The sequence below is a fragment of the Cryocola sp. 340MFSha3.1 genome (genome assembly GCF_000383315.1).
GTDB lineage: Bacteria > Actinomycetota > Actinomycetes > Actinomycetales > Microbacteriaceae > Leifsonia.
In genome coordinates, this window is the sequence record NZ_KB911088.1 from 1,777,940 (window position 1) to 1,803,574 (window position 25,635).

Annotated in this window: 28 protein-coding genes; 15 read left to right on the forward strand and 13 right to left on the reverse strand. The window is 69.0% G+C overall.

Features of this window, described 5'->3' with window-relative positions; translation table 11 throughout:
* The first annotated feature begins 187 nt into the window (after positions 1-187).
* Positions 188-1,108, forward strand: a complete 921-nt coding sequence (locus H284_RS0119600; protein WP_020077541.1) for a heme o synthase — start codon at positions 188-190, stop codon at positions 1,106-1,108.
* A gap of 70 nt (positions 1,109-1,178) precedes the next feature.
* On the forward strand, positions 1,179-1,748 hold the full coding sequence (locus H284_RS0119605; RefSeq protein WP_020077542.1) for a GNAT family N-acetyltransferase: 570 nt from the start codon (positions 1,179-1,181) through the stop codon (positions 1,746-1,748).
* Here H284_RS0119605 and H284_RS20605 read toward each other — a convergent pair.
* The 3 genes from H284_RS20605 to H284_RS0119620 are packed head-to-tail and all read right to left on the reverse strand — an operon-like array spanning position 1,745 to position 5,067.
* On the reverse strand, positions 1,745-2,857 hold the full coding sequence (locus H284_RS20605; RefSeq protein WP_051092490.1) for a tetratricopeptide repeat protein: 1,113 nt from the start codon (positions 2,855-2,857) through the stop codon (positions 1,745-1,747). The genes H284_RS0119605 and H284_RS20605 overlap by 4 nt on opposite strands.
* Positions 2,854-4,065, reverse strand: coding sequence for an ATP-binding protein (locus H284_RS0119615; protein ID WP_020077543.1), 1,212 nt, complete (start codon positions 4,063-4,065; stop codon positions 2,854-2,856). The genes H284_RS20605 and H284_RS0119615 overlap by 4 nt, the downstream gene beginning before the upstream one ends.
* A 60-nt stretch (positions 4,066-4,125) precedes the next feature.
* Positions 4,126-5,067, reverse strand: coding sequence for a COX15/CtaA family protein (locus tag H284_RS0119620; RefSeq protein WP_020077544.1), 942 nt, complete (start codon positions 5,065-5,067; stop codon positions 4,126-4,128).
* Positions 5,068-5,397: 330 nt separating this feature from the next.
* Between H284_RS0119620 and sufB the strand changes: the two genes are divergently transcribed.
* From sufB to H284_RS0119650, 6 genes are all read left to right on the forward strand, one after another.
* Positions 5,398-6,816 (forward strand): Fe-S cluster assembly protein SufB, encoded by a 1,419-nt coding sequence (gene sufB, locus H284_RS0119625; RefSeq protein WP_018191127.1) that lies wholly within the window; start codon positions 5,398-5,400, stop codon positions 6,814-6,816.
* Positions 6,813-8,033 (forward strand): Fe-S cluster assembly protein SufD, encoded by a 1,221-nt coding sequence (gene sufD, locus H284_RS0119630; protein WP_020077545.1) that lies wholly within the window; start codon positions 6,813-6,815, stop codon positions 8,031-8,033. Before sufB ends, sufD begins: the two co-directional genes overlap by 4 nt.
* Positions 8,033-8,362: a non-heme iron oxygenase ferredoxin subunit gene (locus H284_RS0119635; RefSeq protein WP_018191125.1), complete on the forward strand. Its 330-nt coding sequence runs from the start codon at positions 8,033-8,035 to the stop codon at positions 8,360-8,362. Before sufD ends, H284_RS0119635 begins: the two co-directional genes overlap by 1 nt.
* Before the next feature lie 2 nt (positions 8,363-8,364).
* Positions 8,365-9,159: a Fe-S cluster assembly ATPase SufC gene (gene sufC, locus H284_RS0119640; protein WP_018191124.1), complete on the forward strand. Its 795-nt coding sequence runs from the start codon at positions 8,365-8,367 to the stop codon at positions 9,157-9,159.
* Positions 9,160-9,177: 18 nt separating this feature from the next.
* Complete coding sequence (locus H284_RS0119645; protein WP_018191123.1) at positions 9,178-9,507, forward strand: metal-sulfur cluster assembly factor; 330 nt, start codon at positions 9,178-9,180, stop codon at positions 9,505-9,507.
* A gap of 104 nt (positions 9,508-9,611) precedes the next feature.
* On the forward strand, positions 9,612-11,210 hold the full coding sequence (locus H284_RS0119650) for an ABC-F family ATP-binding cassette domain-containing protein (protein WP_029043033.1): 1,599 nt from the start codon (positions 9,612-9,614) through the stop codon (positions 11,208-11,210).
* Positions 11,211-11,300: 90 nt separating this feature from the next.
* On the opposite strand, the gene H284_RS0119655 is transcribed toward H284_RS0119650, so the two are convergent.
* From H284_RS0119655 to H284_RS20445, 3 genes are read right to left on the reverse strand one after another with little or no spacing between them, the layout of a single operon-like run.
* Positions 11,301-12,164 carry an SURF1 family cytochrome oxidase biogenesis protein gene (locus H284_RS0119655; RefSeq protein ID WP_020077547.1) on the reverse strand — a complete coding sequence of 288 codons (864 nt, stop codon included), beginning with the start codon at positions 12,162-12,164 and terminating at the stop codon, positions 11,301-11,303.
* Positions 12,161-12,385 (reverse strand): hypothetical protein, encoded by a 225-nt coding sequence (locus tag H284_RS0119660; protein ID WP_172823194.1) that lies wholly within the window; start codon positions 12,383-12,385, stop codon positions 12,161-12,163. The genes H284_RS0119655 and H284_RS0119660 overlap by 4 nt, the downstream gene beginning before the upstream one ends.
* A gap of 5 nt (positions 12,386-12,390) precedes the next feature.
* Positions 12,391-12,699 carry a DUF3099 domain-containing protein gene (locus tag H284_RS20445; protein WP_029043034.1) on the reverse strand — a complete coding sequence of 103 codons (309 nt, stop codon included), beginning with the start codon at positions 12,697-12,699 and terminating at the stop codon, positions 12,391-12,393.
* 89 nt (positions 12,700-12,788) lie between these two features.
* On the opposite strand from H284_RS20445, the gene fabG reads away from it, so the two are divergent.
* Entirely contained in the window at positions 12,789-13,499 is a 711-nt protein-coding gene (fabG, locus tag H284_RS0119670; RefSeq protein WP_018191118.1) for a 3-oxoacyl-ACP reductase FabG, read from the forward strand.
* 72 nt (positions 13,500-13,571) lie between these two features.
* On the opposite strand, the gene serB is transcribed toward fabG, so the two are convergent.
* Positions 13,572-14,237 carry a phosphoserine phosphatase SerB gene (serB, locus tag H284_RS0119675; protein ID WP_018191117.1) on the reverse strand — a complete coding sequence of 222 codons (666 nt, stop codon included), beginning with the start codon at positions 14,235-14,237 and terminating at the stop codon, positions 13,572-13,574.
* Entirely contained in the window at positions 14,234-15,478 is a 1,245-nt protein-coding gene (locus tag H284_RS0119680) for a glucose-1-phosphate adenylyltransferase (protein ID WP_026307182.1), read from the reverse strand. The genes serB and H284_RS0119680 overlap by 4 nt, the downstream gene beginning before the upstream one ends.
* Before the next feature lie 47 nt (positions 15,479-15,525).
* On the opposite strand from H284_RS0119680, the gene glgA reads away from it, so the two are divergent.
* The 3 genes from glgA to H284_RS0119695 all read left to right on the forward strand — a co-directional run bounded on the left by glgA (position 15,526) and on the right by H284_RS0119695 (position 17,954).
* Positions 15,526-16,716 carry a glycogen synthase gene (gene glgA, locus H284_RS0119685; RefSeq protein WP_020077550.1) on the forward strand — a complete coding sequence of 397 codons (1,191 nt, stop codon included), beginning with the start codon at positions 15,526-15,528 and terminating at the stop codon, positions 16,714-16,716.
* Positions 16,717-16,746: 30 nt separating this feature from the next.
* Entirely contained in the window at positions 16,747-17,547 is an 801-nt protein-coding gene (locus H284_RS0119690) for an ABC transporter ATP-binding protein (RefSeq protein ID WP_018191114.1), read from the forward strand.
* Between the two features lie 155 nt (positions 17,548-17,702).
* Positions 17,703-17,954 carry a type B 50S ribosomal protein L31 gene (locus tag H284_RS0119695; protein WP_018191113.1) on the forward strand — a complete coding sequence of 84 codons (252 nt, stop codon included), beginning with the start codon at positions 17,703-17,705 and terminating at the stop codon, positions 17,952-17,954.
* A gap of 108 nt (positions 17,955-18,062) precedes the next feature.
* On the opposite strand, the gene H284_RS0119700 is transcribed toward H284_RS0119695, so the two are convergent.
* From H284_RS0119700 to treS, 3 genes are all read right to left on the reverse strand, one after another.
* A complete protein-coding gene (locus H284_RS0119700) occupies positions 18,063-18,383 on the reverse strand; it encodes a DUF4190 domain-containing protein (RefSeq protein ID WP_018191112.1) in 321 nt (106 codons plus the stop codon).
* A gap of 70 nt (positions 18,384-18,453) precedes the next feature.
* On the reverse strand, positions 18,454-19,140 hold the full coding sequence (locus H284_RS0119705) for an exonuclease domain-containing protein (protein WP_018191111.1): 687 nt from the start codon (positions 19,138-19,140) through the stop codon (positions 18,454-18,456).
* 125 nt (positions 19,141-19,265) lie between these two features.
* A complete protein-coding gene (gene treS / locus H284_RS0119710; RefSeq protein ID WP_018191110.1) occupies positions 19,266-20,975 on the reverse strand; it encodes a maltose alpha-D-glucosyltransferase in 1,710 nt (569 codons plus the stop codon).
* A gap of 166 nt (positions 20,976-21,141) precedes the next feature.
* Between treS and H284_RS0119715 the strand changes: the two genes are divergently transcribed.
* A complete protein-coding gene (locus H284_RS0119715; protein ID WP_018191109.1) occupies positions 21,142-22,077 on the forward strand; it encodes an alpha/beta fold hydrolase in 936 nt (311 codons plus the stop codon).
* Entirely contained in the window at positions 22,074-23,147 is a 1,074-nt protein-coding gene (locus H284_RS0119720; protein ID WP_018191108.1) for a glycosyltransferase family 4 protein, read from the forward strand. The genes H284_RS0119715 and H284_RS0119720 overlap by 4 nt, the downstream gene beginning before the upstream one ends.
* Before the next feature lie 85 nt (positions 23,148-23,232).
* Here H284_RS0119720 and H284_RS0119725 read toward each other — a convergent pair whose 3' ends face one another.
* Entirely contained in the window at positions 23,233-23,832 is a 600-nt protein-coding gene (locus H284_RS0119725; RefSeq protein ID WP_018191107.1) for a histidine phosphatase family protein, read from the reverse strand.
* 38 nt (positions 23,833-23,870) lie between these two features.
* Positions 23,871-24,716, reverse strand: coding sequence for a Sir2 family NAD-dependent protein deacetylase (locus H284_RS0119730; protein ID WP_018191106.1), 846 nt, complete (start codon positions 24,714-24,716; stop codon positions 23,871-23,873).
* Positions 24,717-24,793: 77 nt separating this feature from the next.
* Here H284_RS0119730 and H284_RS0119735 point away from each other — a divergent pair, with 77 nt between their 5' ends.
* Positions 24,794-25,618, forward strand: a complete 825-nt coding sequence (locus H284_RS0119735; protein WP_020077551.1) for a TrmH family RNA methyltransferase — start codon at positions 24,794-24,796, stop codon at positions 25,616-25,618.
* Positions 25,619-25,635: the final 17 nt, after the last annotated feature.

Consider the following 25,635-nt stretch of genomic DNA (forward strand, 5'->3'; position numbering starts at 1 on the left):
AGAGTGCGGCCGGAACAGGGCTTCGGCTGGCGAGCATCTCCAAGTATAGGTAACGCGCAAGAAACATGGGGTGTTCCCTCAGACGGTTGTGTCACGGGCGGACACGGGGTAGTCGGGTGGCCCGGTCCTCGACGTGACGTAGAATCGGATACCGTCTGAGTACATCGCCGACACATCACGAGGAGCAATGGACGTCGCTGTAGAGAGCCGTGTCGAACCGGGCCGCATCGGCGTCGCTCGCAAGGTGAAGGCGTACGTCGCCCTCACCAAACCGCGAGTGGTCGAGCTCCTGCTGGTCACCACGGTCCCGACGATGATCCTCGCGGCGAACGGCATCCCGAACCTGTGGCTGGTGCTCGCCACGGTCGTCGGCGGCTATATGAGCGCGGGTTCCGCCGGCGCGTTCAACTGCTACATCGACCGCGACATCGACCGCGTGATGCGGCGGACGAAGAACCGTCCGCTCGTCACCGGCGAGCTGTCCGACCGCGAGGCGCTGGTCTTCGCCTGGGCTCTGGGCATCGCCTCCGTGGTGGTGCTGGGCTTCTTCACCAACTGGCTCGCCGCCGGGCTGTCCGTCGCGGCCATCCTGCTCTACGTCGTCTTCTACACGCTGATCCTGAAGCGCCGCACCCCGCAGAACATCGTCTGGGGCGGCGTCGCCGGCTGCATGCCCGTGCTGATCGGCTGGGCGGCCGTGACCGGCTCCCTCGACTGGGCGCCGTTCATCCTGTTCGGCATCATCTTCCTGTGGACGCCGCCGCACTACTGGCCGCTGTCGATGAAGTATCGCTCGGACTACCAGGAGGCCGGTGTCCCGATGCTCGCGGTGGTCCGTGGTCGTGCCGTCGTCGGCCTGCAGGTCATCCTGTACGCCTGGGCGATGGTCGCGTGCTCGCTGCTGCTGATCCCGGTCGCGCACATGGGGCTGTTGTACACGGCCGTCTCCCTGGTGGCCGGCGGCTGGTTCATCTACGAGTCGCACCGCCTGTACAACCTGGCGATCCGTCACGAGACGGTGTCGCCGATGCGCGTGTTCCACGGATCGATCGCGTACCTGACGCTGATCTTCCTCGCCGTCGCGATCGACCCGCTGCTGCCGTTCTGATCGTCGGCCGGACACGCGTTCGGCCCGAAAAGTCGTGCCACGAGGCCCCCTCGGGCTCTAGCATGTGCGCATGACGGCACCGGTGCTGACCCTGCGTCTGACGACGCCCCGCCTCGTGCTGGACGTGCCGACGGACGACGACATCCCGGACGTGCTGGAAGCCTGCCAGGACGTCGAGACGCAGCGATGGATGCCGCTCCCTTCTCCGTACACGCGTGAGAGCGCGGAGTTCTTCGTGCGCAGCTACTGCCCGCACGGCCTGGCGAGCCGCCGGTACACGGTCTGGGCGCTGCACGCGCGCGGCGGCGGCCGCCTCCTCGGAGCGCTGGAGGTCCGCAAGGACGAGCGCGCCGGGTCGGCCTCCCTCGGCTGCTGGTCCGGCCCCTGGGCGCGCGGGCAGGGCTACATGCGAGAGGCGCTCGGAGCCGTCGCCCGCTACGCGCTCGACCCCGATGGGCTGGGCTTCGACCGGCTGAACTGGGAGTACGTCCCCGGCAACGAGTCCAGCAGGCGTCTGGCGGAGGCTGCGGGCTTCGGCTTCGGCGACGGGATGCGCACGGTCGTCAGCCTGCACGGAGAGACGCGCGAGGCGCGCGTCGGCCGGCTAGGCCGCGACGACGTCCGCCGTTCACACCCCTAGCGCAGGAGAGCCCAGAACAACCGCGCGCCACTCGCCAGCGGTCGCGCCAACCACGCGACCGTCACGATGATCAGGGCGAAGAACAGGTTCGCCGGACCCATCCAGTACGGAAGGATCGCCGTCGCGGTCGTGCCGAGGATGACGACTCCGAGGGCGACGAGCGTCGCCGTCCACGCTCTATCCGATCTTCTCAGAGCGCGAATGAAGGGCGCAGCGCGTCCTCTGAGCTGTCTCGCCACATGCCACCAGAGCCCTGCCGCAAGCGCCGCGAGCGCAATCGGCAAGACCACGAACGACGGGTTCATGACAAGGGAAGGCGTCTCGATCCAGGTGGTTTCGAACTCCGGCGGAATCGTCTGCGTGATGATCACCATGATGACGAGAAGGATGGCGCCGGAGCCGACGAGAAGGCGGTTGGTCCAGTAGCGGCCGACAAGGCCGAGGGTGCGGAGCGCTTGAGGACTGCCCGGATCGGCGGCGAGGACATCCATGCAGGCGACGGCCGCAGCAGCCGCGCGCCCGTTGCGCAGTTTCGTGGCCGCCAGATCGGTCCGGTATTCCGGGTTCTCCGGATCGAGAGCCAACGCTCGGCGGTACGCGCGCTCCGCATCCTCTACGAAACCCTGCGCCAGCGCGAGATCTCCCTGGAGATCGTGGACGGCCGCTTCGTCAGGAGCGAGGCGGAGCGCTTCGCGAGCGCTGTCCTTGGCCTCTGCGCTCACCCGCCCGGAGCGGAGATGCACGGTTGCGACCACGAAATGCGACTGCCAGTCCCCGGGAGCAGCCTTGCGGGCAGCGGCCGCCGCCGAGCGGGCGGCCGAGTGCCGACCCTGACCGGATCGGGCGATCGCCAGCAACCGGTACGGCCAGGGGTTCCCGGGCGCGAGGGCGCTGGCGCGCACGCTGGCGTCGACGGCGCCCGTCCAATCGCTCTCCGCGATCGCGATCCGTGCCTGTGTGCAGAGAGCGTCGACATCGTCCGGATCGCGCGCCAGCAAGCGCGCAAGGGACCTTCGCGCCGAGGGGAGGTTGTCGACCGCGAGATAGCGATCGGCGATGAAGAGCAGACGCGCGCGGCCGTCGTCGTCTGCGCGGTTCGCCGCGATCACAGGCGCTTGGACGTCTTGAGGAAGGCCCGAAGCTCTGCGAACGTACCGTCGTCCTCTCCGAACTCGACCATGTTCCTCGCGCTGTTGAGCCACGAGCCCGTCGAGGGGCGGATATCCGCGCGTGCGCGCTGGAGGTCCGCCATGGTGATGCGACGGGCCACACCGGTGCTGGCGCTCTCCAGGAGGGCGAATTCCGCGGCGGACGCACAGACGTGGGCGATATCCGCCCCCGAGTAGCCTGCCGTGGCGCGGGCGAGCGCCGCGATATCGATTCCGTCGGCCGGCCGATTCTTGAGGTGCGTCGTGAATATGGCTGCGCGAGCTTCCTCGTCCGGTGGCAGGACGAGGACGGTGCGATCCAGCCGTCCGGGTCGCCGCAGCGCGGGATCTACATCCCACAACTGATTCGTCGCGGCGAGCACGTACACACCGTCGTTGTTCGCATCCACGCCGTCCAGTTCGGTCAGCAACTGGTTGCTCACCCCACGAAGCGCTGCCTGGCGTGTCTGACTGCGCCGTTGTCCGAGGGCGTCGAACTCGTCGAAGAAGAGGACGCATGGCGCCTCCCGCCGCGCCTGTTGGAAGAGCTGGTGGATGTTCGCCTCGGATTCGCCGACGAAGGGCGAGAGGATGTCCGAGACCGACGCGGAAAGGAAGGCGGCGCCGAGCTCGCCCGCCAGGGCACGGGCGATGAACGTCTTACCGCATCCTGGCGGCCCGTGCAGCAGGAGCCCGCCGCCCAGCGTCATGCCGTAGAGCTCGCGGAGTTCGGGGTTCCGAAGCGGGGCGAGGAAGGCGGCATCCAGTCGCGCCTTGACGCTCGGCATCCCGCCGACATCCGCGAGTGTGACCACAGGTCGTTCGACGCCGGTCGGATCGGGATCGCGGGGTCGGGCGACGGTCGTGTTCACGACCTCACCGAGTTGACGCTCCGCTTCCGACCAGTCGAACTGCTCGGGCGAGTGGGCGGGAGCAGGATGCGTCGGCCGCTCCGCCGCCGGATCGGCTGCGGAGAGCGCGGTACTCATCATCCGCCGGGCATCGGGGTTACCGGGATCACGGCGGAGTGCTTCCCCAGCCTGCGCGATAGCCTCCGCCGTCTCGCCGAAATCGAGCAGCAGCGCGGCCAGGTGCAGCCGGAGCGTGATGTCGTCGGGTGTCGCATCGAGCGCCCGGCGAACGGCGGCAATGACTGAATCCTGATCCACCTCTGCAGGATACTGAGTGCGCGAATGTCCCGGGGAACGCGCGAGGCGCGCGTCGGCCGGCTAGGCCGCGACGACGTCCGCGGCTGAATCCTCTCGCGCGCCTAGCGCAGCCGCAGGGGCCTTGAGCGAGAGGATGACCGCGGTCATCGCGGAGGCCAGAAGCGCCGCGAGGGTCATGTGGATGCCCACGAGGATGCCCGGGAGGCCGGTGTTCGCCTGGATCAGACCGACGACGATCTGCAGCAGCTCGACCGCCAGCAGGTACTGCGTGAAACGGCGCACCGCCGTCGTGCGGTAGCGCAGGGATCCGACGACGAGGACGAGGGTCAGCGCGAACGTGACGTACGCGGGGATCGCGTGGACGTGCTGCAGGATCTCGGGATTCAGGCCGTTGCGCGGGGCGTTCGCGTCACCCGCATGCGGTCCGCTGCCCGTGGTGAGGATGCCGACCAGGATCGTGATGGCGACGACGGCGCTGGTGACATGGGCGACACCCGCGAACCAGCCGGGGACGGCGCGGACGCGCGGGCCCGGGACCGCGTAGACGCGGAAGACGAACGCCGTGCAGGTGGCGACGAGGGCGATCGACACGACGAAGTGCAGACCGACCACGTACGGGTTGAGGCCGCTCAGGACGCTGAGGCCGCCGATCACGGCCTGCGCTGGGATGGCGAGGCCGGCGATCAGGGTCAGCCAGAACAGATCCGGGCGCTGCTTGCGCATCCGGAGGATGGCGAGGAACGCCACGATGGCCACGACCGCGAGAAGGGCGCTGAGCACGCGGTTGCCGAACTCGATGAAGCCGTGGACGCCCATCTCGGGCGTGTTGACCAGTGAGTCGGCCGTGCACTTCGGCCAGGTCGGGCAGCCGAGGCCGCTGGCCGTGAGCCGCACCAGGCCACCCGTCCCGACCAGGACGACCTGACCCACCAGGTAGACCCACGCGATCACCTTCAGCCGAGTGTCCACACGGTCCGGCAGCCAGGCGATGATGCGCTTCATGGTTCGGGGGCTTTCTCGGTCGGATCGGCGGGGCCGGATGCGGATACTCGGGCAATGCGCAGGCGCGCCTCTACTAATACCGCGCCGCACCTGTAGAATTGGTGGGTTCGAGGAACGCGCAATCCAGCGCGTGCGCGCGGCCGGTTTCTCCGTCCGTGGCCGGGGCATCGTGGCCCGTCTCCACGAACAGTCTAGGTACGCACGTGTTGGTACGCAGTCACCGCCACCCGCACAATCAGGACGCTCAGCAGCGACCGGCGAAAGCCGTGCTTGCCGAGGGGAATGAGCCGGACTGATATCCGGTTACGAGTGGAAGGAAACGAGGTAGATATGTCAGACATCCTGATCGATCGGCCTGAGCTCGCCTCTTTGGGGCAGTACGAGTTCGGCTGGGCGGATTCCGACGCCGCGGGTTCCATCGCCCGTCGCGGTCTCTCACCCGAGGTGGTGAAAGACATCTCGGCCCTGAAGAAGGAGCCCGAGTGGATGCTGCAGCGCCGCCTCAAGGCCCTCCAGCTGTTCGAGCGCAAGCCCATGCCGACCTGGGGCGCCGACCTGTCGGAGATCGACTTCGACAACATTAAGTACTTCGTCCGCTCCACCGAGAAGCAGGCGCAGAGCTGGGAAGACCTGCCGGAGGACATCCGGAACACGTACGAGAAGCTCGGCATCCCGGAGGCGGAGCGTCAGCGTCTCGTCGCCGGCGTCGCCGCGCAGTACGAGTCCGAGGTCGTCTACCACCAGATCCGTGAAGACCTGGAGCAGCAGGGCGTCATCTTCCTCGACACCGACACCGCGCTCCGCGAGCACCCCGAGATCTTCGAGGAGTACTTCGGAACGGTGATCCCGGCCGGCGACAACAAGTTCGCCGCGCTGAACACCGCCGTGTGGTCGGGCGGATCGTTCGTCTACGTCCCCAAGGGCGTCCACGTCGAGATCCCGCTGCAGGCCTACTTCCGCATCAACACCGAGAACATGGGCCAGTTCGAGCGGACGCTGATCATCGCCGACGAGGGCAGCTACGTCCACTACATCGAGGGCTGCACCGCTCCGATCTACAAGTCGGACTCGCTGCACTCCGCGGTCGTCGAGATCATCGTCAAGAAGAACGCCCGCGTGCGCTACACGACCATCCAGAACTGGTCGAACAACGTCTACAACCTCGTCACCAAGCGGGCCACCGCGGCCGAGGGCGCGACGATGGAGTGGATCGACGGCAACATCGGCTCCAAGGTCACGATGAAGTACCCGTCGATCTACCTGATGGGGGAGCACGCCAAGGGTGAGACCCTGTCCGTCGCCTTCGCCGGCCCCGGCCAGCACCAGGACGCCGGCGCCAAGATGATCCACATGGCGCCGTACACGCAGTCGTCGATCGTCTCCAAGTCGATCGCGCGCGGCGGCGGCCGTGCCGGCTACCGCGGCGAGGTGCGGATGGATGCGAACGCGCACCACTCCGCCAACACCGTCCGCTGTGACGCGCTGCTCGTCGACACGATCTCGCGGTCCGACACGTATCCGGCGATCGACATCCGTGTCGACGACGTGCAGCTCGGCCACGAGGCGACCGTGTCGCGCGTGAGCGAGGAGCAGCTGTTCTACCTCATGTCGCGCGGGCTCCCGGAGGACGAGGCCATGGCGATGATCGTCCGCGGCTTCATCGAGCCGATCGCCCGCGAGCTCCCCATGGAGTACGCACTGGAACTCAACAAGCTCATCGAGATGGGCATGGAAGGCTCTGTCGGATGACGCAGATCGAGACGACGCAGACCACCGCGCCCGCCCCGACCCACATGCGAGCACCTGTCCCGGTGCAGAGCCGCGCCGAGCGGTTCACCTCGACCGAGGTGTCGGACTTCCCTGCGGTCACCGGCCGCGAGGCGATGTGGAAGTACACGCCGGTGGCGCGCATCCAGGAGCTCATCACGGGCGACCTGGACGGCTCGCCCTACGTGTACGACGCCACGACCGCCCCCGGTGTGACCACCGCGTGGATCGGCCGTGACGACGCCCGCATCGGTGCTGCAGGAAAGCCCGAGGACCGCGCCTCCGCCAATGCCTGGACGGCCTTCGAGCAGGCGCTGCTCGTGACCATCGGCGCCGACCTCAGCGGAGACCGTCGCGAGGTCACGCTGACCCGCTCCGCCCTCGGCGGACCGGCGCGTGCCGCGCACACAGTCGTCGAGGTGGCCCCGGGCGCCGTGGCGACCCTCATCCTGCAGAACACCGGATCGGCGCACCTGACCGAGAACGTCGAGTTCCTCCTGGGTAAGGACGCCGACCTCACGGTCGTGTCGCTCCAGGAGTGGGACGACGACGCCCTCCACGTCGCCGCCCACTTCGCCGAGCTCGGCGAGGGCGCGCGCATCAAGCACGTCGCCGTCACGCTCGGCGGCGGAGTCGTCCGGCTCAACCCGTCGGCCCACCTGGCCGGCGCGCGAGCGGACGCCGAGCTGCTCGGCGCCTACTTCGCCGACGCCAGCCAGCACCTCGAGCAGCAGGTGTACGTCCACCACGACGGCCCCGAGACCCGCAGCCGCGTGACCTACAAGGGCGCGCTGCAGGGCCAGGGCGCGCGCACGGTGTGGATCGGCGACGTGCTCATCGGCCCGAAGGCCGTCGGCACTGACACCTACGAGCAGAACCGCAACCTCGTCCTCACCGACGGGGCCCGCGCCGACTCCGTGCCGAACCTCGAGATCGAGACCGGCGACATCGTCGGCGCCGGTCACGCGAGCGCCACCGGTCGTTTCGACGACGAGCAGCTCTTCTACCTCCAGTCCCGCGGGATCCCGGAGGAGGAGGCGCGCCGCCTGGTCGTGCGCGGCTTCCTCGCTGAGATCGTCCAGCAGATCGGCTCGCCGGCGCTCCAGGAGCGCCTGCAGGCCAAGATCGAGGACGAGCTGGAATCGGCGTCGGTCACAGCGTCGGCGCCTTCCGCGCCGGCCGCCGGGGCCGAGAACTGATGGCGGGCCAGCGCGTCGCAGCCGTCGCGGAGCTGGTCGAGAACCAGGCCACCCGCGTCGTGCTCGACGGCGTCCCCATCGCCGTCGTCAAGGACTCGTCCGGTGCGGTGCACGCCATCGGCGACACCTGCACCCACGGCGAGATCTCGCTGTCCGAGGGTTTCGTCGAGGACGAAACCCTGGAGTGCTGGGCGCACGGCTCCCAGTTCTCCCTCGTGACCGGCAAGCCCCTCAACCTCCCGGCTTACGAGCCGGTCCCCGTGTTTCCCGTCGAGATCATCGACGGAGACGTCTTCATCGACCCCAGCGCCCCGAAAGTGAACAACTAACCATGTCAGTCCTCGAGATCCGCGACCTCCACGTCACCGTCGAGACGGACCAGGGCACCAAGCCCATCCTGAACGGCGTCGACCTCACCATCAACGAGGGTGAGATCCACGCGATCATGGGCCCGAACGGCTCCGGCAAGTCCACCCTCGCCTACACGATCGCCGGTCACCCGAAGTACACCGTGACCCAGGGCTCGATCACGCTCGACGGCGAGGACGTCCTCGCGATGACCGTCGACGAGCGTGCGCGCGCCGGCCTCTTCCTCGCGATGCAGTACCCGGTCGAGATCCCCGGTGTCACCAACACCAACTTCCTCCGCACCGCCAAGACCGCGATCGACGGCCAGGCGCCGTCCATCCGCACCTGGGTGAAGGACGTCCGGGAGTCGATGGGCGCCCTGCGCATGGACTCGTCGTTCGCCGAGCGCAACGTGAACGAGGGCTTCTCGGGCGGCGAGAAGAAGCGCAACGAGATCCTCCAGCTGGAGCTGCTCAAGCCGAAGTTCGCCGTGCTCGACGAGACCGACTCCGGCCTCGACGTGGACGCGCTCAAGATCGTCTCCGAGGGTGTCAACCGGGCGAAGGCCAACACCGGGCTCGGCATCCTGCTGATCACGCACTACACGCGCATCCTCCGCTACATCAAGCCGGACTTCGTGCACGTGTTCGTCGCCGGCCGCGTGGCCGAGCAGGGCGGACCGGAGCTCGCGGACCGCCTGGAGGAGGAGGGCTACGACCGCTACGTCGACGCCCCCGAGCCCGCGGCCGCCTCGGCGGCCGAAGTCGCCGGATCCTGAGAGAGGTAGAATCCTCACATGCCCGCCACTTTGAGCCCAGCGCTCTTCGACCAGGTCGAGGAGGCGCTGAAGGACGTCATGGATCCCGAACTCGGGATCAACGTCGTCGACCTGGGCCTCATCTACGACCTGGCCTGGGATGACGAGAACAACGCGCTCATCATCTCGATGACGCTCACCAGTGCCGGCTGCCCGCTGACCGACGTGCTCGAAGAGCAGACCGCTGAGGCGCTCGACGGCATCGTCGAGGCATTCCGCATCAACTGGGTGTGGATGCCGCCGTGGGGTCCCGAGCGGATCACCGACGACGGCCGCGACATGATGCGCGCCCTCGGCTTCGCAATCTAAGACATCCCCTTCAACAGTTCCGGACTTTTTCGACCGCGCCGTGGCGTGTCGGGCCGAAAAAGTCCGGAACTGTTTGCTGAGAACCGAGTAGAGAAGAGATCGACGTGCTTGCCGTGCAGGGGCTGGAGCTGCGCGTTGGCGCACGCCTTCTGATGGAGGACGTGAGCTTCCGCGTCGCCGACGGGGACAAGATCGGACTCGTCGGCCGCAACGGCGCCGGCAAGACGACACTCACCAAGGTCCTCGCCGGCGACCTGCTCCCGACGGCCGGCAAGGTCGACCGCTCCGGCGACCTCGGTTACCTTCCGCAGGACCCGCGCTCCGGCAACCTGGACGACCTGGCGCGCACGCGCATCCTCGACGCCCGGGGCCTCGGCTCGATCGTGCTCGGGATGCAGCAGGCGACCGTCGACATGGCGAGCACCGACTCCGCCGTGTCCGAGGCCGCGATGAAGAAGTACGGCCGGCTGGAAGAGCGCTTCCACCTGCTCGGCGGGTACGCGGCCGAGGCCGAGGCCGCATCCATCGCATCCAACCTGAACCTGCCGGATCGCATCCTCGACCAGCCGCTGAAGACCCTCTCGGGCGGTCAGCGCCGTCGGATCGAGCTGGCGCGCATCCTCTTCTCCGACGCCCGCACGATGATCCTCGACGAGCCGACGAACCACCTGGATGCGGACTCGGTCATCTGGCTGCGCGAGTTCCTGAAGAACTACACCGGCGGCTTCATCGTCATCTCGCACGACGTGGAACTGGTCGGCGAGACGGTCAACCGCGTCTTCTACCTGGATGCGAACCGCCAGGTCATCGACATCTACAACATGGGCTGGAAGAACTACCAGCGCCAGCGCGCCGCCGACGAGGAGCGCCGCAAGAAGGAGCGCGCCAACGCCGAGAAGAAGGCGGGCGCCCTGCAGCTGCAGGCGGCGAAGTTCGGCGCGAAGGCGACGAAGGCGGCCGCGGCGCACCAGATGGTCGCGCGCGCCGAGAAGCTGCTCGCGGGCCTCGAAGAGGTGCGCCAGGTCGACCGGGTCGCGAAACTGCGGTTCCCGACCCCGGCGCCGTGCGGTCGCACGCCGCTGCAGGCGAGCGATCTCTCCAAGAGCTACGGCTCGCTCGAGATCTTCACCGCCGTCGACCTCGCGATCGACCGCGGCTCGAAGGTCGTCGTGCTCGGGCTGAACGGTGCGGGCAAGACCACGTTGCTGCGGATGCTCGCGGGCGTCGACAAGCCGGACACCGGCCAGGTCGAGCCCGGCCACGGCCTGCGCATCGGGTACTACGCGCAGGAGCACGAGACGATCGACGTCGAGCGCAGCGTGCTCCAGAACATGGTCTCGTCCTCGCCGTCACTGACCGAGACCGAGGCTCGCAGGGTGCTCGGTTCGTTCCTGTTCACGGGCGACGACGCGCACAAGCCGGCCGGCGTGCTCTCCGGCGGCGAGAAGACCCGGCTCGCGCTGGCGATGATCGTCGTGTCGGGGGCGAACGTCCTGCTGCTCGACGAGCCCACCAACAACCTCGACCCGGCCAGCCGCGAGGAGATCCTGGATGCGCTGGCGCACTACGAAGGTGCCGTCGTGCTGGTCAGTCACGACGAGGGCGCGGTCGAGGCGCTGAACCCCGAGCGGGTCCTCATCCTCCCCGACGGCGTCGAGGACCACTGGTCGCGCGACTACCTCGACCTCATCTCCCTCGCCTGAGGCCTCCGCGCCCCCGTCGAGTACGCACAAATTGCACGCCCGGAGCCCCCGGGGCGTGCAATTTGTGCGTACTCGACGGTGGGGGTTGGGTCAGTGGGCGGCGTCGAGGAGTTCGTCCTCGACGTCGGCGTCTGTGCGCTTGGCGCGGCGGCGACGCTCGCGCGCGGCGGCACGCTCACGCTCCGCGGGGTCGTCCGAGTTGCGCTTGCGGTACTCCGTGACGAGCGCGTAGCCGAGGCCGAAGAAACCGATCAGGGCGAAGATGATCCACTGGATCATGTACGACCAGTGCAGCCCCTCATCCTGCGTCGGCGGGCTGGTCACGGTCGGCGTCGGCGCGGTGGCTGGCGCCGGGTCCTCGCTGGCGAGCAGTCCGTACGCGCCCGTGTAGACGTCCGCGCCGCCGAGCTTCTCCTTCACCACCGAAAGCTGGATGGTGCCCACCTGATCACCCGTCGCCGTGCGTCCGGCGATGGCCGGCTCACTCGCCTTCAGCCGCGCGACGACCGTCACCGTTCCGGCGGGCGCGGCCGGCACATGGTCGGGGGAGTCGGTGGTGTTGCCCGTCGGGACCCAGCCGCGATCCACGATGAACAGCGAGCCGTCGGCCGTCCGCAGCGGGGTGAGCACCTCGAACCCGGGGCTGCCGTTGAACGGGCGGTTGCGGACGAGCAGCTGCTTGTCGCGCTCGTACGTCCCGGTCACGGTGACGCGCTTCCACTCCTGCTTCGGCGAGTACGCGCCGAGAGTCGGCAGCTCATCGGCGAGCGGGACGGGGGACTGGTCGAAGTTCGCCGTCACCAGGGCGTTCGCCGCCGCGGCCTCCTTGCTGCGGGCGAGCTGCCAGTTGGAGAGGAATCCGCAGGCGATCGCGAACACGATCGCGAAGGCGAGGTACCCCAGCCAGCGGCGGGAGAAAGCAAAGCGCCACCCGTCGGTCGTCGATCCGGTCACGCGATCGGCCCCCCGGCGGCGACCTCGGCCGCCGGCACGACGCGCAGCGGGAAGTCGCGGGCGGCCAGGAACTCGCGCAGGAAGTCGACGTGCTCGTCGCACGCCAGCCAGACCTTCACCCGGTCGGCCGAGTGGATGCGCGGGTTGCGCCACTCGATGCGCCAGGATGCGGTGTCCCGGCAGCCGGCGCGCGAACACGTCAGCGGCTCCGGCTCGCCCATCCCGATCACTGGCCCTCCCGAGGCTCGTCCTTCGGCGCCTGCGGAGGCGGCGCAACTGGAACGATACTGCCTGGACGCTGAACATCCACTCGACCCTGCTCCACCGAGACGTTGGCGATCACGACCGCGAAGTACGGGAGGAAGATCGCTCCGACGAGCGGGATGGCGGCCCACCAGCCGGGGACGATCACCGCGGCGATGAGGCAGAGCACACGTACGCCCATGGCGACCGAATACTTGATCATCCGGTGCCGTCGCTCCTCATCGGGAGAGAGGGGGAGACTCGTGATCGACGGTGCTGAGGGCTTCTTCATGTGCGTTGAGTCCAGCGTACGTCCATAAACTTGGGTTCGGCCCTGCTGGGGTCGAATCTGCAGAAAGCCGTCTTCCTGAAGGGAATCGCATGACCACGCCACGCACCGTCCTCGTCACCGGAGGCAACCGGGGGATCGGCTTCGCCATCGCCGAGGAGTTCGTCGCCCAGGGCCACCGGGTCGCGGTCACCGCGCGGTCGGGAGAGGGCCCGGAGGGCGCGCTGACGGTGCGGGCGGATGTCACGGACTCCGCCTCGGTCGACGCCGCGTTCACCGAGGTCGAGGAGAAGCTCGGGCCGGTGGAGGTCGTCGTCGCGAATGCGGGCATCACCAAGGACACCCTCCTGATGCGCATGACCGACGAGGAGTTCGACTCGGTCATCGAGACGAACCTGGGCGGCGCCTTCCGCGTCGTGAAGCGCGCGAACAAGGGGATGCTCAAGGCGCGGTTCGGCCGCATCGTCCTGATCTCGAGCGTGGTCGGTCTGTTCGGCGGCGCCGGTCAGGTCAACTACGCGTCGTCGAAGGCCGGACTCGTCGGCATGGCGCGATCCATCACCCGCGAGCTGGGCGCGCGCGGCATCACCGCGAACGTCGTCGCTCCCGGCTTCATCGAGACCGACATGACGGCGGCGCTGCCGGAGGCGCAGCAGGCCGAGTACAAGAAGAGCATCCCGGCCGGGCGGTTCGCGTCGGCGTCCGAGGTCGCGAAGGTCGTGACGTGGATCGCCGGGGACGACGCCGGCTACATCTCCGGTGCGGTCATCCCGGTCGACGGCGGCCTCGGGATGGGTCACTGACCCACGCCGAGGTGCACGTTGTGGCGGCAAAAACGACGGAATTGCCGCCACGACGTGCACTTCGGCGCGCGTTCAGCCGCGGAGGCCGAGGAGCGGGAGCACCTGCGAGAGGTCCGGCCGGTCGATGACGAGGTCGGCCTCGGCGCGCACGCGGGGCTTCGCGTTGAACGCGACGGACAGGCCGGCCTCCGCCATCATCCGCAGGTCGTTCGCTCCGTCGCCGATGGCCACCGTCTGGCGCAGGTGGACTCCGGCGTCGGCGGCCCAGAACAGCAGCGCCTGAGCCTTGGCGGCCGCATCCACGACCGGTCCGTCGACCTCGCCGGTCAGCCGGCCGCCGTCGACGACCAGCCGGTTGGCGCGCCAGTGATCGAGGCCGAGGCGTTCGCCGATCGGGTCCAGCAGCTCGTGGAAGCCGCCGGAGACCACACCGACGACCCCACCGGCCGCCTGGACTCCGGCGATGAGCTCGGGGACGCCCTCGGTCACCCGGATGCGCTCGCCCACGTGCTGGAACACGGATGCGGGGAGCCCGGCGAGGGTTCGGACGCGTTCGCGGAGGCTCTCCTCGAAGTCGAGCTCGCCGCGCATGGCCCGCTCGGTGATCTCGGCGACCTCCGGACGCGACCCCGCTTCATCGGCGAGGAGTTCGATGACCTCGTCCTGGAGCAGCGTGGAGTCGGCGTCGAGGACGACGAGGACGGAAGCGGGCCCGGTGTGCTGTGCGGTGGTCGTCATGGAACGACGTGCACACCCTTGCCGACCACGGTGATGCCCGAGTCGGTCACGGTGAAGCCCCGTGCACGGTCCCGGTCCGGGTCGACGCCGATCTGGGCACCCTCGGCCACAACGACATCCTTGTCCAGGATGGCGCGGCCGACGAACGCGTTCGGCTCGATGATCGCGCGCTCGAAGACGACGGAGTCGACGACCTTCGCACCGGAGTCGACCTTGGCCCACGGCCCGAGGACGCTGCGCTCGAGGTGGGCGCCCGAGATCACGGAGCCGAGGGAGACGATGGAGTCGATGGTCGTGCCGAGCGCGCCGCGGCCGTCGCGCACGATCTTCGCGGGCGGCGAGTTGAGCACCTGGCTGAAGATCGGCCACGAGCGGTTGTAGAGGTTGAACACCGGCAGCGTGGAGATGAGGTCCTGGTGCGCCTCGAAGAACGAGTCGATGGTTCCGACATCGCGCCAGTAGTAGCGGTCGCGGTCGGTCGAGCCGGGGACGTCGTTGTTGTTGAAGTCGTACACGGCCGCCTCGCCGCGGGCCACGAAGTCCGGGATGATGTCGCCGCCCATGTCGTGGTTGGAGTCGGGACGGTCGCCGTCCCGCACCACGGCGTCGATGAGCGCGTCGGCGTCGAAGACGTAGTTGCCCATGGAGGCGAGGACCTCGTTCGGGGAGTCGGGCAGACCGATCGGGTCGCGCGGCTTCTCGCGGAACGCGCCGATGCGGTCCGGGCGCTCCGGCTCGACCTCGATGACGCCGAACTGGTCCGCGAGCCCGATCGGCTGGCGGATTGCGGCCACCGTGGCGGGAGCCCCCGAGGCGATGTGCGCCTCGATCATCTGGCCGAAGTCCATCCGGTACACGTGGTCGGCGCCCACGACGACGACGATGTCCGGCTTCTCATCCCGGAGCAGGTTGAGGCTCTGCAGGATGGCGTCCGCCGACCCGGAGAACCAGCGCTTGCCGAGGCGCTGCTGGGCGGGGACGGAGGCGACGTAGGAGCTCGTGATGCCGTCGAGCCGCCAGGTCTGGGACACGTGACGGTCGAGGCTGTGCGACTTGTACTGGGTGAGGACGACGATCTGGCGCAGTTGCGAGTTGATCAGGTTCGACAGGGCGAAGTCGATGAGACGGTACTGACCGCCGAACGGGACGGCGGGCTTCGCCCGGTCCGCCGTCAACGGCATCAGCCGCTTTCCCTCTCCGCCCGCGAGGACGATGCCGAAGATCTTCTTGCCTGATGCCATGACCACAACAGTAGAGGCGAACTGATCGCTGTACTAGCGTTTCGGTCATGCGCGTCGATCTGCTCACCCGGGAGTATCCGCCGGACATCTACGGCGGGGCCGGGGTCCATGTGACCGAGCTCGTGAAGGCTCTGCGGACCGACACCGAGGTGATCGTCCGAGCCTTCGGCGAGCCCCGGGACGAGCCGGATACCGCGTCGTACCGCGTTCCCGCGGAGCTCGCGGACGCGAACGGGGCGATCGCCACGCTGGGCGTCGACCTGCAGATGGCGCAGGACTGCGGGGGAGCGGATGTCGTCCACTCGCACACCTGGTATGCGAACGGCGCCGGTCACTTGGCGAAGCTGCTGCACGGCGTCCCGCACGTCGTCACGGCGCACAGCCTGGAGCCGCTCCGCCCCTGGAAGGCCGAGCAGCTGGGCGGCGGCTACCGCGTGTCCAGCTGGATCGAGAAGACCGCGTTCGAGGCCGCCGACACCGTGATCGCGGTCAGCGACGGGATGCGTCGCGACATCCTCGCGTCGTACCCGGAGCTCGACCCGACGAAGGTTGTCACGATCTACAACGGCATCGACCTGGAGCGCTGGCAGCCTCTGCGCGACGACGATCGCGCCCGCGCCCTGGGGATCGACCCCGGGCGTCCGGCGGTCATCTTCGTCGGTCGCATCACCCGCCAGAAGGGGCTTCCGTACCTACTTCGCGCGGCCAGGATGCTGCCGCCCGAGGTGCAGGTCATCCTCTGTGCCGGGGCGCCGGACACGCCGGAGATCCTGGCCGAGGTGAGCGGACTCGTCGAGGAGCTGCAGGCCGAGCGGGACGGCGTGGTCTGGATCGACCGCCTGCTCCCGAACGACGAGCTGCGCATCGCGCTGACCGCATCCACCGTCTTCGTCTGCCCCTCGATCTACGAGCCGCTCGGGATCGTCAACCTCGAGGCGATGGCGTGCGGGCTGCCCGTGGTCGGGACGGCGACCGGCGGCATCCCCGAGGTGATCGTGGACGGGGTCACCGGACGGCTCGTCCCCATCCAGCAGCTGCAGGACGGCACGGGCACGCCGATCGATCCGGAGAAGTTCGTCGCAGACCTCGCCGCGGCCCTCACCGAGGTGGCCGGCGACCCCGAGCGGGCGGCCGAGATGGGCCGCGCCGGACGGGAGCGCGCGGAGACCTCGTTCAGCTGGACGGCCATCGCGGAGCAGACGCGGGACGTGTACCGGTCGCTCGCCGGTCGTCACTGACCTGTGTCCGGCGACGGTAGGCTGGAACGCATGGCCGACAGCGTTCTCCGACTTTCCGACGTGTCCGTTGTGCGGGACGGCAACCCCGTCCTGAAGGGTATCGACTGGGCGGTCGAACCGGACGAGCGGTGGGTCATCCTGGGCCGGAACGGCGCCGGGAAGACGACCCTGCTGCAGATCGCCGCGGCGGCCCTGCACCCGAGTTCCGGCGAGGCCGTCGTGCTGGGCGAGTCGGTCGGCCACACCGACCTCGCCGAGCTGCGTCCGCTGCTCGGCTTCGCGTCGAGCGCGCTCGCCCGCCGCATCCCGCGCAATGAGCGCGTGCTGGATGTGGTGATGACGGCCGCCTACGCCGTGACGGGTCGCTGGAACGAGCTCTACGAGGACATCGACGAGCGTCGCGCGCACCGCGTGCTCTCCGAGTGGCACCTCGACCACCTCGCCGACCGCACCTTCGGCAGCCTGTCCGACGGCGAGCAGAAGCGCGTTCAGATCGCCCGCTCGGTGATGACCGATCCCGAGATCCTGCTTCTCGACGAACCGGCGGCCAGCCTCGACCTCGGCGGCCGCGAGGAGCTGCTGCAGCTGCTCGGCGGGTACGCCAGCGACCCGAAGTCGCCCGCGATCGTCATGGTCACGCATCACGTCGAGGAGATCCCGCAGGCGTTCAACCGTGCGCTGCTGCTGAAGGACGGCGAGATCACCGCCCAGGGCCCCATCGAAGAGGTCTTGACGAGCGAGAACCTCAGTGCGACCTTCGATATCGACGTCGAGATCACCGAGTCCGACGGCCGGTACACCGCCCGGGCGCGCCAGGGCGTCGAGGGCTGATCGGCCGCTGTCGATCTGCTAGACTCGATAGCTGGCCCCCGAACCGATCCTGCCTTTCCGGCTACGATCCACGGCTCTCGGGTCTGAAGCTTCCCGTCCACGCGGTCTGCGCGGACACGACCGAACCGACTACTAGCTGCAACAAGGAAGTCCTGATGAAGACTGGCATCCACCCCGACTACGCCCCGGTGGTTTTCCGCGACCTGGCCTCGGGTGCGACGTTCCTCACCCGCTCCACCGTCTCGAGCGATAAGACCATCGAGTGGGAGGACGGCAACACCTACCCGGTGATCGACGTCGAGATCTCGTCCGAGTCGCACCCGTTCTACACGGGCAAGCAGCGCATCATGGACTCGGCCGGCCGCGTCGAGAAGTTCAACTCGCGCTACAAGAGCTTCGGCAAGTAAGCCGCTCCGCGAAGGCCCCCGTCGATTCGACGGGGGCCTTCGTCATGCCGGCCGAAACACGAAGGCCCCCGTCCGGTGGACGGGGGCCTTCGGCGTTCGTGGGCGGACTCAGTTGTAGTTGTAGTTGCTCATCGCTGCGCCGAGCGACGCGAAGAAGATGATGGAGAAGATGATGCTGAAGGCGACCGACACGAAGCCGATGATGATGGCCGCGATCGCGAGGCCGCGGCCTTGTTCGCCGGTGCGCTTGATCTGGTTGAGGGCGATGAAGCCGAGGATGATGCCCACGATGTTGACGATGAAGGACAGGATGAAGGCCACGATCGACATGGTGTTCCAGCCGGGCTGCGCGCCCTGATACTGCTGCTGGTAGCCGGCGGGCTGCTGCTGCGGCGGGAGGGGCTGCGGGTTCAGGTTGGAGTCGCTCATGCGCCACAATCTAGCGGGCCAGCGCCCGGAGCAGTAGCCCCCGCATGCGGGGGCGGGGTGCGAGACCCGGTCAGCGAATGGGCCAGGCGCCCGATGTCGTGAACTCCGGGTCGCGCTCGCGCCGCATGTACTCCTGGAAGTCGGCGGCCTGCTCGCGGCACCAGTCGACCTGGCGGCGGTGCAGTTCGGCGGCCTCCAGCGCCAGAGCTTCTGCGTGGATGCGCGCGAGCGCCTGCGCGACCCGGCCGGCTGCGATGGCGTCGGCTCCCGCGTCATGTGCGGCGAGGAGGTCGACGCCGTAGTGGGTGGCGGTGACCGTGAGCGTGCGCTTGCCACGGCGGTACTTGTCCACCGCCTTGTCGATCACGAGCGGGTCGATGATCGGGCCGGGGGAGACGAGCGGCGCGACGCCGTGGCGGCGGGCCTCGCGGTCGAGGAGCGTGAAGTCGTACGGTGCGTTGTAGGCCACGACGGGGATGCCGCGATCGAACAGGCTGCGCAGCTGGGCGACGATCGCGGCGACCGCTCTGGCCGCATCCATCCCGTGCTCGCGGGCGCGCTCGGTGGTGATGCCGTGCACCGCGGTCGCCTCGGAGGGGATCTCGACCTGCGGGTCGATCAGCCAGTCACGGCGGTGCAGCACCTCACCGGTCTCGTCGAGGAGGCCGACGTGGGCGGTGACGATCCGGGCCGATTCGACGTCGATTCCGGTGGTCTCGAGGTCGAACACCCCGAGTCGCTGGTGCCACGTGCTCATGTCCTCACGCTAAGCCGACCCACCGTCATCCCCCGGGAACGGCACGCCGAGGTGCACGTAGTTGCGCGTGACACGCCGGGGGAGGGCACCGCAATGTGCACCTCGGCGAACCGGGGAACCGCGGCTCAGTCGCGGCGCGGCTCCATGTGCAGCCAGTAGAAGTTCTGCGTGCCCAGGGTGAGCGTGAAGCGGCCGTCGTCGGCGACGGTCGGGAACTCGGCGCCGCCGAACAGGTCGTACAGCGTGCGGCCGGCGAACTCCGGCGCCTCCAGCGTGACCGACACGGGATTGTGCGCGAACGAGAACACGCACAGCACGTCCTCCGGCTGGTCGCCGAAATGCGTGCCGCTGCCCGCATACGAGCGCACGAACGCCAGGACGGACTCGTGGTCGGTCGGCAGCACGCGGATGTCGCCCAGCCCGAACACGGGATGGGCCTTCCGCACGTGGATGACGTTGCGGATCCAGTGCAGCAGCGACCGCGACTGCGCGAGCTGCGCCTCCACGTTCACCTGGTTGTAGTGGAACACCAGAGACTGCACGACGGGCAGGTAGAGCTTGCCGGGGTCGGCGCTGGAGAAGCCGGCGTTGCGGTCCGGCGTCCACTGCATCGGGGTGCGGGAGCTGTCGCGGTCGGGCAGCCAGATGTTGTCGCCCATCCCGATCTCGTCGCCGTAGTACAGGAACGGGCTGCCGGGAAGTGAGAAGAGCAGGGCGTGGGCGAGCTCCAGCTCGGCACGGGAGTTGTCGAGCAGCGGGGCGAGGCGGCGCCGGATGCCGATGTTGGCGCGCATGCGCGGGTCGTAGGCGTACCAGCCGTACATCGCCTGCCGGTACTCCTCGCTCACCATCTCGAGCGTCAGCTCGTCGTGGTTGCGGAGGAACACGCCCCAGGCGGCGCCGTCCGGTACGTCCGTGGTCTCGGAGAGCACCCGCACGAGCTCGCTCGCCTGCTGCGACCGGAGCGCGTAGAAGATGCGCGGCATCACCGGGAAGTCGAAGGCCATGTGGCACTCCGGCTCCTCCTCGCTGCCGAAGAACGCCGCGACCTCGCGCGGCCACTGGTTGGCCTCGGCGATCATGATGCGGCCGGGGTACTCGCGGTCCACCCACTCGCGCAGCTTGATGATGAACTCGTGGGTCTTCGGCTCGCCCTCGCCGTTGCCCTCGTCGGACTCGTAGAGGTACGGGATGGCGTCGAGCCGGAAGCCGTCGACGCCCAGGTCGAGCCAGAACCGGACGACGTCGTACATGGCCTCGTGCACGGCCGGGTTCTCGAAGTTGAGGTCCGGCTGGTGCGAGAAGAAGCGGTGGAAGTAGAACTGGCGCCGTGCCTCGTCGAAGGCCCAGTTGGAGTCCTCGGTGTCGACGAAGATGATGCGGATGTCCGGCCACTTGTCGTCCGTGTCGTTCCACACGTAGAAGTCGCCGTACGGCCCCTCCGGGTCGGAACGCGACTGCTGGAACCACTCGTGCTGATCGGAGGTGTGGTTGATCGGCAGGTCGATGATGATGCGCATGTTGCGCTCGTGCGCCTTCGTGACGAGCTCGCGGAACTCGTCGATCGTCCCGAACTCCGGGAGGATCGACGTGAAGTCGGAGACGTCGTAGCCGCCATCGCGCAGGGGCGACCGGAAGAACGGCGGGAGCCAGAGCGCGTCGATGCCGAGCCACTGCAGGTAGTCGAGCTTGGAGGTGAGGCCGGCGATGTCGCCGGAACCGTCGCCGTTGCTGTCGACGAACGAGCGGACCATGACCTCGTAGAAGACCGACCGGCGGTACCACTGGGGATCGAGGGCGAGCCCGGGCAGCGTGATGGGCGCGGTGAAACTCACGGTTCTCCTTCAGCGGGGTGGATCGGGGGTGGTGCCGGGAGCGGGATGAAGCGGGGTGGTGCGCGGCGGCCGCCGGGGGAGCGGCATCCGGTGCAAGCGATTACATCCAGAGAAGTCTAGGGTGTGCGGGCGGTGCCCTGTCCAGTCCTGCCTAGACTGGGGAGCGATGACTGTCTCCTCACCCTACGCCGCCGCCCTGGGGCGGGTGCCCGTGCGCGAAGAGGCGGTCGCTGTCCTCGGCTCGACCACCCGGTACTGGGACTACGGCGAGCGGGATGCGACGACCACCCTGGTGCTCGTGCACGGCTTCCGCGGCGACCACCACGGCCTAGAGCCGGTGGTCGCCCAGCTCGACGGCATCCGCATGATCTCGCCGGACCTCCCGGGTTTCGGCGCATCGACGCCGATGACCGAGGCGGCGCACGACATCGTCGGCTACGGCCGCTGGCTGCGCGCGTTCGTCGATGGGCTCGGGCTGGCCGGCCGGGTGGTGCTGCTCGGGCACTCGTTCGGGTCGATCGTGGTGGCCGGCGCGCTGGCGGAGGCGGACGGCGGGGGCGGCGCGCACAGCGCGGCCGAGCGGCCGGCCGGCGTCGTTCTCGTCAACCCGATCGGCCAGCCCGCGCTGGAGGGTCCGCGTGGCGTGTTCACCCGGCTCGCGATCTTCTACTACTGGCTCGCAGCGGTGCTCCCGGAGCGGCTCGGTTTCGCACTGCTGCGCAACCGGGTGATCGTGCGCGTGATGAGCATGGCCATGGCGAAGACGAAGGAGCCGGCGCTGCGCCGCTGGATCCACGACCAGCATGACCGCTACTTCTCGGCGTTCAGCGATCGGCAGGTCGTGCTGGAGGCGTTCCGTGCCTCGGTGTCGCACGACGTCAGCGAGTACGCGGGACGCATCCCGGAGCGCACGCTGCTCGTCGCCGCCGAGAAGGACGACATCACGCCCATCGCGGCCGAGTACCGCCTGCAGACGCTGTTCCCGGATGCGGAGCTCGTCGTCATCCCGGATGTCGGCCACCTCATCCACTACGAGACGCCGGCGGCGGCGGCCCGTGCCATCCAGCGCTTCGTCGCGGAGCTGCCGGGGGAGCGCGCGTGAGGATCCTGTTCGACTGCCGCTATACGCGGATCGGCCGGCACGACGGCATCAGCCGCTACACGGCCGGCCTCGTCACCGCCCTCGCGAAGCGGCACCCGGTGACGATGCTGATCAGCGACCACCGCCAGCTCGACTTACTGCCCGACCTGCCGTGGGAGCTCATTCCGTCGCCCACGTCGATGGGCGAGCCGTGGGTGGCGCGGACGGTCAACCGCCTCAAGCCCGACGTCGTGTTCACGCCCATGCAGACGATGGGCGGCTTCGGGCGGAAGTACCGGCTCGTGCTGACCGTCCACGACCTCATCTACTACCGCCACCCGACGCCGCCGCGCGACCTGCCGGCGTTCGTGCGGGGGCTGTGGCGGCTGTACCACCTGGCGTGGTGGCCGCAGCGCCTGCTGCTCAACCGCTCCGACGCGGTCGTGACCGTGTCGGAGACGACGAAGGGGCTCATCGCCGAGCACCGCCTGACCAAGCGGCCGGTGCACGTCGTGCCCAATGCGGCCGACATGCCCGAGCTCGCACCCGGACGGGCCGAGCGCACCGCGGCGGAGAGCAAGAGCCTCGTCTACATGGGCTCGTTCATGCCGTACAAGAACGTGGACACACTGGTGCGTGCGGCCGCGCTGCTGCCGGAGTACACGCTCCACCTGATGAGCCGGGTATCGGATGCCGAGCGCCAGCGTCTGACGGAACTCGCGCCGGGTGCGCGCATCGTCTTCCACGACGGCGCCAGCGACGAGGAGTACGCGGAGACGCTTGCCGCGGCGACCGCCCTGGTGACGGCGTCGCACGACGAAGGGTTCGGCATCCCCCTGGTGGAGTCGATGACACTCGGCACGCCGGTGGTCGTCAGCGACATCCCGATCTTCCGGGAGATCGGCGGGGAGGCTGCACTGTATTTCAACGCGGATGCGCCGGAGCAGGTGGCGGCGAAGGTCAGGCACCTGGAGGAGGACGGCGTGTGGGCTGCCCGGTCGGCGGCCGCGCGCGCTCAGGCCGCGCGGTACACCTGGGACGGCTCGGCGGAGCGGCTGCTCACCGTGCTCGAGGGCGTCGCGTCGGGCTGACGACCATCTGTGGGTCGCGACTCGCCGTTATCGGCGGGCCGTAACGGCGTGTTGCGACCCCTGGATGCGGCGGAGTGGCGTTCCGTCACATCACGGAGGCGGTGAACAGGTCGCGGTCCTCCGGGCCGAGGTTGAATCGGTCCAGCGTGAGGTCGCCGTCGTCGTAGCGGAAGCGGTGGACGGACCCGTTCGGGATCAGCTCGCCCGGCCCCGGCAGCGCGTGGTCGGTGACGTGGCGTACCAGCGACGAGATGACGCCGCCGTGGCTGACGACGATGACGTTCTCACCGGGATGCCGCTCGCCGAGGTCACGCAGCGCGGGAAGGGCGCGCGCGACGACCTCGTCGCGGGTCTCGCGACCGGGCACGGGCATCCCGTCGGGCCAGCGGGCCAGGATCTGCTCGCCGGTCAGCCCCTCGGCCTCGCCGTACTGCCGCTCGGCGACCGCCGGAAGGCGCTCCGGCTCGCCCAGCCCGACATGACCGGCGATGATCCGCGCGGTGTCGAGAGCGCGTGACAGCGGGCTGGCGTAGATCGCGTCGAACCGTCCGCCCGCGAGCGCGCGTCCAGTCGCCTCCGCCTGGTCGCGGCCGGTCGCATTGAGCGGGATGTCGCTGGAGCCTTGGATGCGTTTCGCGAGGTTCCAGTCGGTCTGGCCGTGCCGCACCAGCGAGATGAAGGTCACACGCGTCCTTTCGTCACCGGGACGCGTGGGCGGTCGGGTCAGGCCAACCGCTCGGCCAACTCGACCAGTGTCTCCGTCGTCCCACCGTCCAGCTTAATGGTCGCGCGACCGTCGCCCTTGGTCGCGCCCCGGTTGACGATGACGATGGGGAGCCGGCGCCGCCGGGCCTCCTCGAGGAGGCGGATGCCGGAGTTGACCACCAGCGACGAACCGGCGATCACGAGGGCGTCGGCCGAACGGACCAGCGCGCTGGCCTCGCGGTACTTCTCGGCGGGCACGAACTCGCCGAAGAAGACCACATCCGGCTTCAGATGGCCGCCGCAGACGGTGCAGTCCGGGACGACGAAGGCGTCGATGTCGGTGACGATGGCGTCGCCGTCCGGTGCGATCTCGACGGCGCCCTCGGTGTCGAGCCACGGGTTCGCGGCGTCGATGCGAGCGGTGATCGCCTCGCGGGCGAAGATCTGGCCGCAGACGAGGCAGAGGACGCGGTCCATGGCGCCGTGGAGGTCGACGACCTTGCGCGACCCGGCCTGCTTGTGCAGCCCGTCCACGTTCTGGGTGATGACGCCGTTGGCGGCGCCCGCGGCCTCCAGCGCCGCCAGAGCACGGTGGCCGTCGTTGGGATGCGCTGCCGCGAACCGGCGGTAGCCCAGGTGGCTGCCGGCCCAGTAGCGCTTGCGGAAGCGGTCGTCGGAGAGGAACTGCTGGAACGTCATCGGGGTGCGCTTCGGGGCGCCCTCGCCGCGGTAGTCCGGGATGCCGGAGTCGGTGGACACGCCAGCGCCGGTCAGAACGGCGAAGCGGCGGCCGGAGAGCAGCTCGACGGTCTGGTCGATCCCGCGGGCGAGTTCCGGCGGGAGCTCGGTCGTCAGCGTGGTCACAGGCACCTCCAGATCCTCTCTGAGTCTAAACACCCCAGTTTTCCGATTTGTTTCGTGCGGCTGGCAGTGTTGACGTCATGTTCCTGCACCGCATCGACGACCTGGAGGCCGCAGGCCTCGCCGACTACTCGCGCCTGACCGACGTGGCGCTCCGGCGGGTGACCGAACCGGCGGGCGGGCTGTACATCGCCGAGTCGACGAAGGTGATCACACGCGCCCTGGCCGCCGGTCACCGGCCGCGCTCCGTGCTGCTCCAGGAGCAGTGGCTCCCGGACATCGAGCCGCTGCTGGAGCCGTATCCCGACGTCCCCGTCTTCGTCGGCGACGCGGCCGTGCTCGAGCGGCTCACCGGGTACCACCTGCACCGGGGCGCGCTGGCGGCGATGCACCGCCCCGAGCTGCCCGATCCCGCTGAACTGCTGCGGGATGCGCGGCGCGTGGTCGTGCTGGAGGACATCGTCGACCACACCAACGTCGGGGCGATCTTCCGCGCGGTCGCCGGCCTCGGCGCGGACGCCGTGCTCGTCACGCCGCGGTGCGCCGACCCGCTCTACCGGCGCAGCGTCCGCGTGTCCATGGGCACCGTGCTCCAGGTGCCGTGGACACGACTGCCGGAGTGGGATGAGGCGGTGCCGTTGCTCCACGGCGCGGGGTTCGACATCGCCGCGCTCGCGCTCTCCGACGAGGCCGTGACGCTCGACGCGTACGCGGCCGACCCGCCGGAGCGCGTGGCCATGGTGTTCGGAGCGGAGGGGGACGGGCTCAGCAGGCGCGCGCTGACTGCGGCGGACACGGTGGTCACCATCCCGATGCTGCATGGCGTCGACTCGCTCAACGTGGCCTCCGCTTCCGCTGTCGCGTTGTGGGCGCTCCGCGCGCGTTCTCAGCCGTCGCAGGGATAGCCGCCGCTAAAATCCGA

Excerpts from the sequence above, each read along its gene's own strand:
- H284_RS0119600 (WP_020077541.1), top strand. The coding sequence starts at position 188 with ATGGACGTCGCTGTAGAGAGCCGTGTCGAACCGGGCCGCATCGGCGTC.
- H284_RS0119605 (WP_020077542.1), top strand. The coding sequence starts at position 1,179 with ATGACGGCACCGGTGCTGACCCTGCGTCTGACGACGCCCCGCCTCGTG.
- H284_RS0119620 (WP_020077544.1), bottom strand. The coding sequence starts at position 5,067 with ATGAAGCGCATCATCGCCTGGCTGCCGGACCGTGTGGACACTCGGCTG.
- sufB (WP_018191127.1), top strand. The coding sequence starts at position 5,398 with ATGTCAGACATCCTGATCGATCGGCCTGAGCTCGCCTCTTTGGGGCAG.
- sufD (WP_020077545.1), top strand. The coding sequence starts at position 6,813 with ATGACGCAGATCGAGACGACGCAGACCACCGCGCCCGCCCCGACCCAC.
- H284_RS0119635 (WP_018191125.1), top strand. The coding sequence starts at position 8,033 with ATGGCGGGCCAGCGCGTCGCAGCCGTCGCGGAGCTGGTCGAGAACCAG.
- sufC (WP_018191124.1), top strand. The coding sequence starts at position 8,365 with ATGTCAGTCCTCGAGATCCGCGACCTCCACGTCACCGTCGAGACGGAC.
- H284_RS0119645 (WP_018191123.1), top strand. The coding sequence starts at position 9,178 with ATGCCCGCCACTTTGAGCCCAGCGCTCTTCGACCAGGTCGAGGAGGCG.
- H284_RS0119660 (WP_172823194.1), bottom strand. The coding sequence starts at position 12,385 with ATGGGCGAGCCGGAGCCGCTGACGTGTTCGCGCGCCGGCTGCCGGGAC.
- H284_RS20445 (WP_029043034.1), bottom strand. The coding sequence starts at position 12,699 with ATGAAGAAGCCCTCAGCACCGTCGATCACGAGTCTCCCCCTCTCTCCC.
- fabG (WP_018191118.1), top strand. The coding sequence starts at position 12,789 with ATGACCACGCCACGCACCGTCCTCGTCACCGGAGGCAACCGGGGGATC.
- serB (WP_018191117.1), bottom strand. The coding sequence starts at position 14,237 with ATGACGACCACCGCACAGCACACCGGGCCCGCTTCCGTCCTCGTCGTC.
- H284_RS0119680 (WP_026307182.1), bottom strand. The coding sequence starts at position 15,478 with ATGGCATCAGGCAAGAAGATCTTCGGCATCGTCCTCGCGGGCGGAGAG.
- glgA (WP_020077550.1), top strand. The coding sequence starts at position 15,526 with ATGCGCGTCGATCTGCTCACCCGGGAGTATCCGCCGGACATCTACGGC.
- H284_RS0119690 (WP_018191114.1), top strand. The coding sequence starts at position 16,747 with ATGGCCGACAGCGTTCTCCGACTTTCCGACGTGTCCGTTGTGCGGGAC.
- H284_RS0119695 (WP_018191113.1), top strand. The coding sequence starts at position 17,703 with ATGAAGACTGGCATCCACCCCGACTACGCCCCGGTGGTTTTCCGCGAC.
- H284_RS0119700 (WP_018191112.1), bottom strand. The coding sequence starts at position 18,383 with ATGAGCGACTCCAACCTGAACCCGCAGCCCCTCCCGCCGCAGCAGCAG.
- H284_RS0119705 (WP_018191111.1), bottom strand. The coding sequence starts at position 19,140 with ATGAGCACGTGGCACCAGCGACTCGGGGTGTTCGACCTCGAGACCACC.
- H284_RS0119715 (WP_018191109.1), top strand. The coding sequence starts at position 21,142 with ATGACTGTCTCCTCACCCTACGCCGCCGCCCTGGGGCGGGTGCCCGTG.
- H284_RS0119735 (WP_020077551.1), top strand. The coding sequence starts at position 24,794 with ATGTTCCTGCACCGCATCGACGACCTGGAGGCCGCAGGCCTCGCCGAC.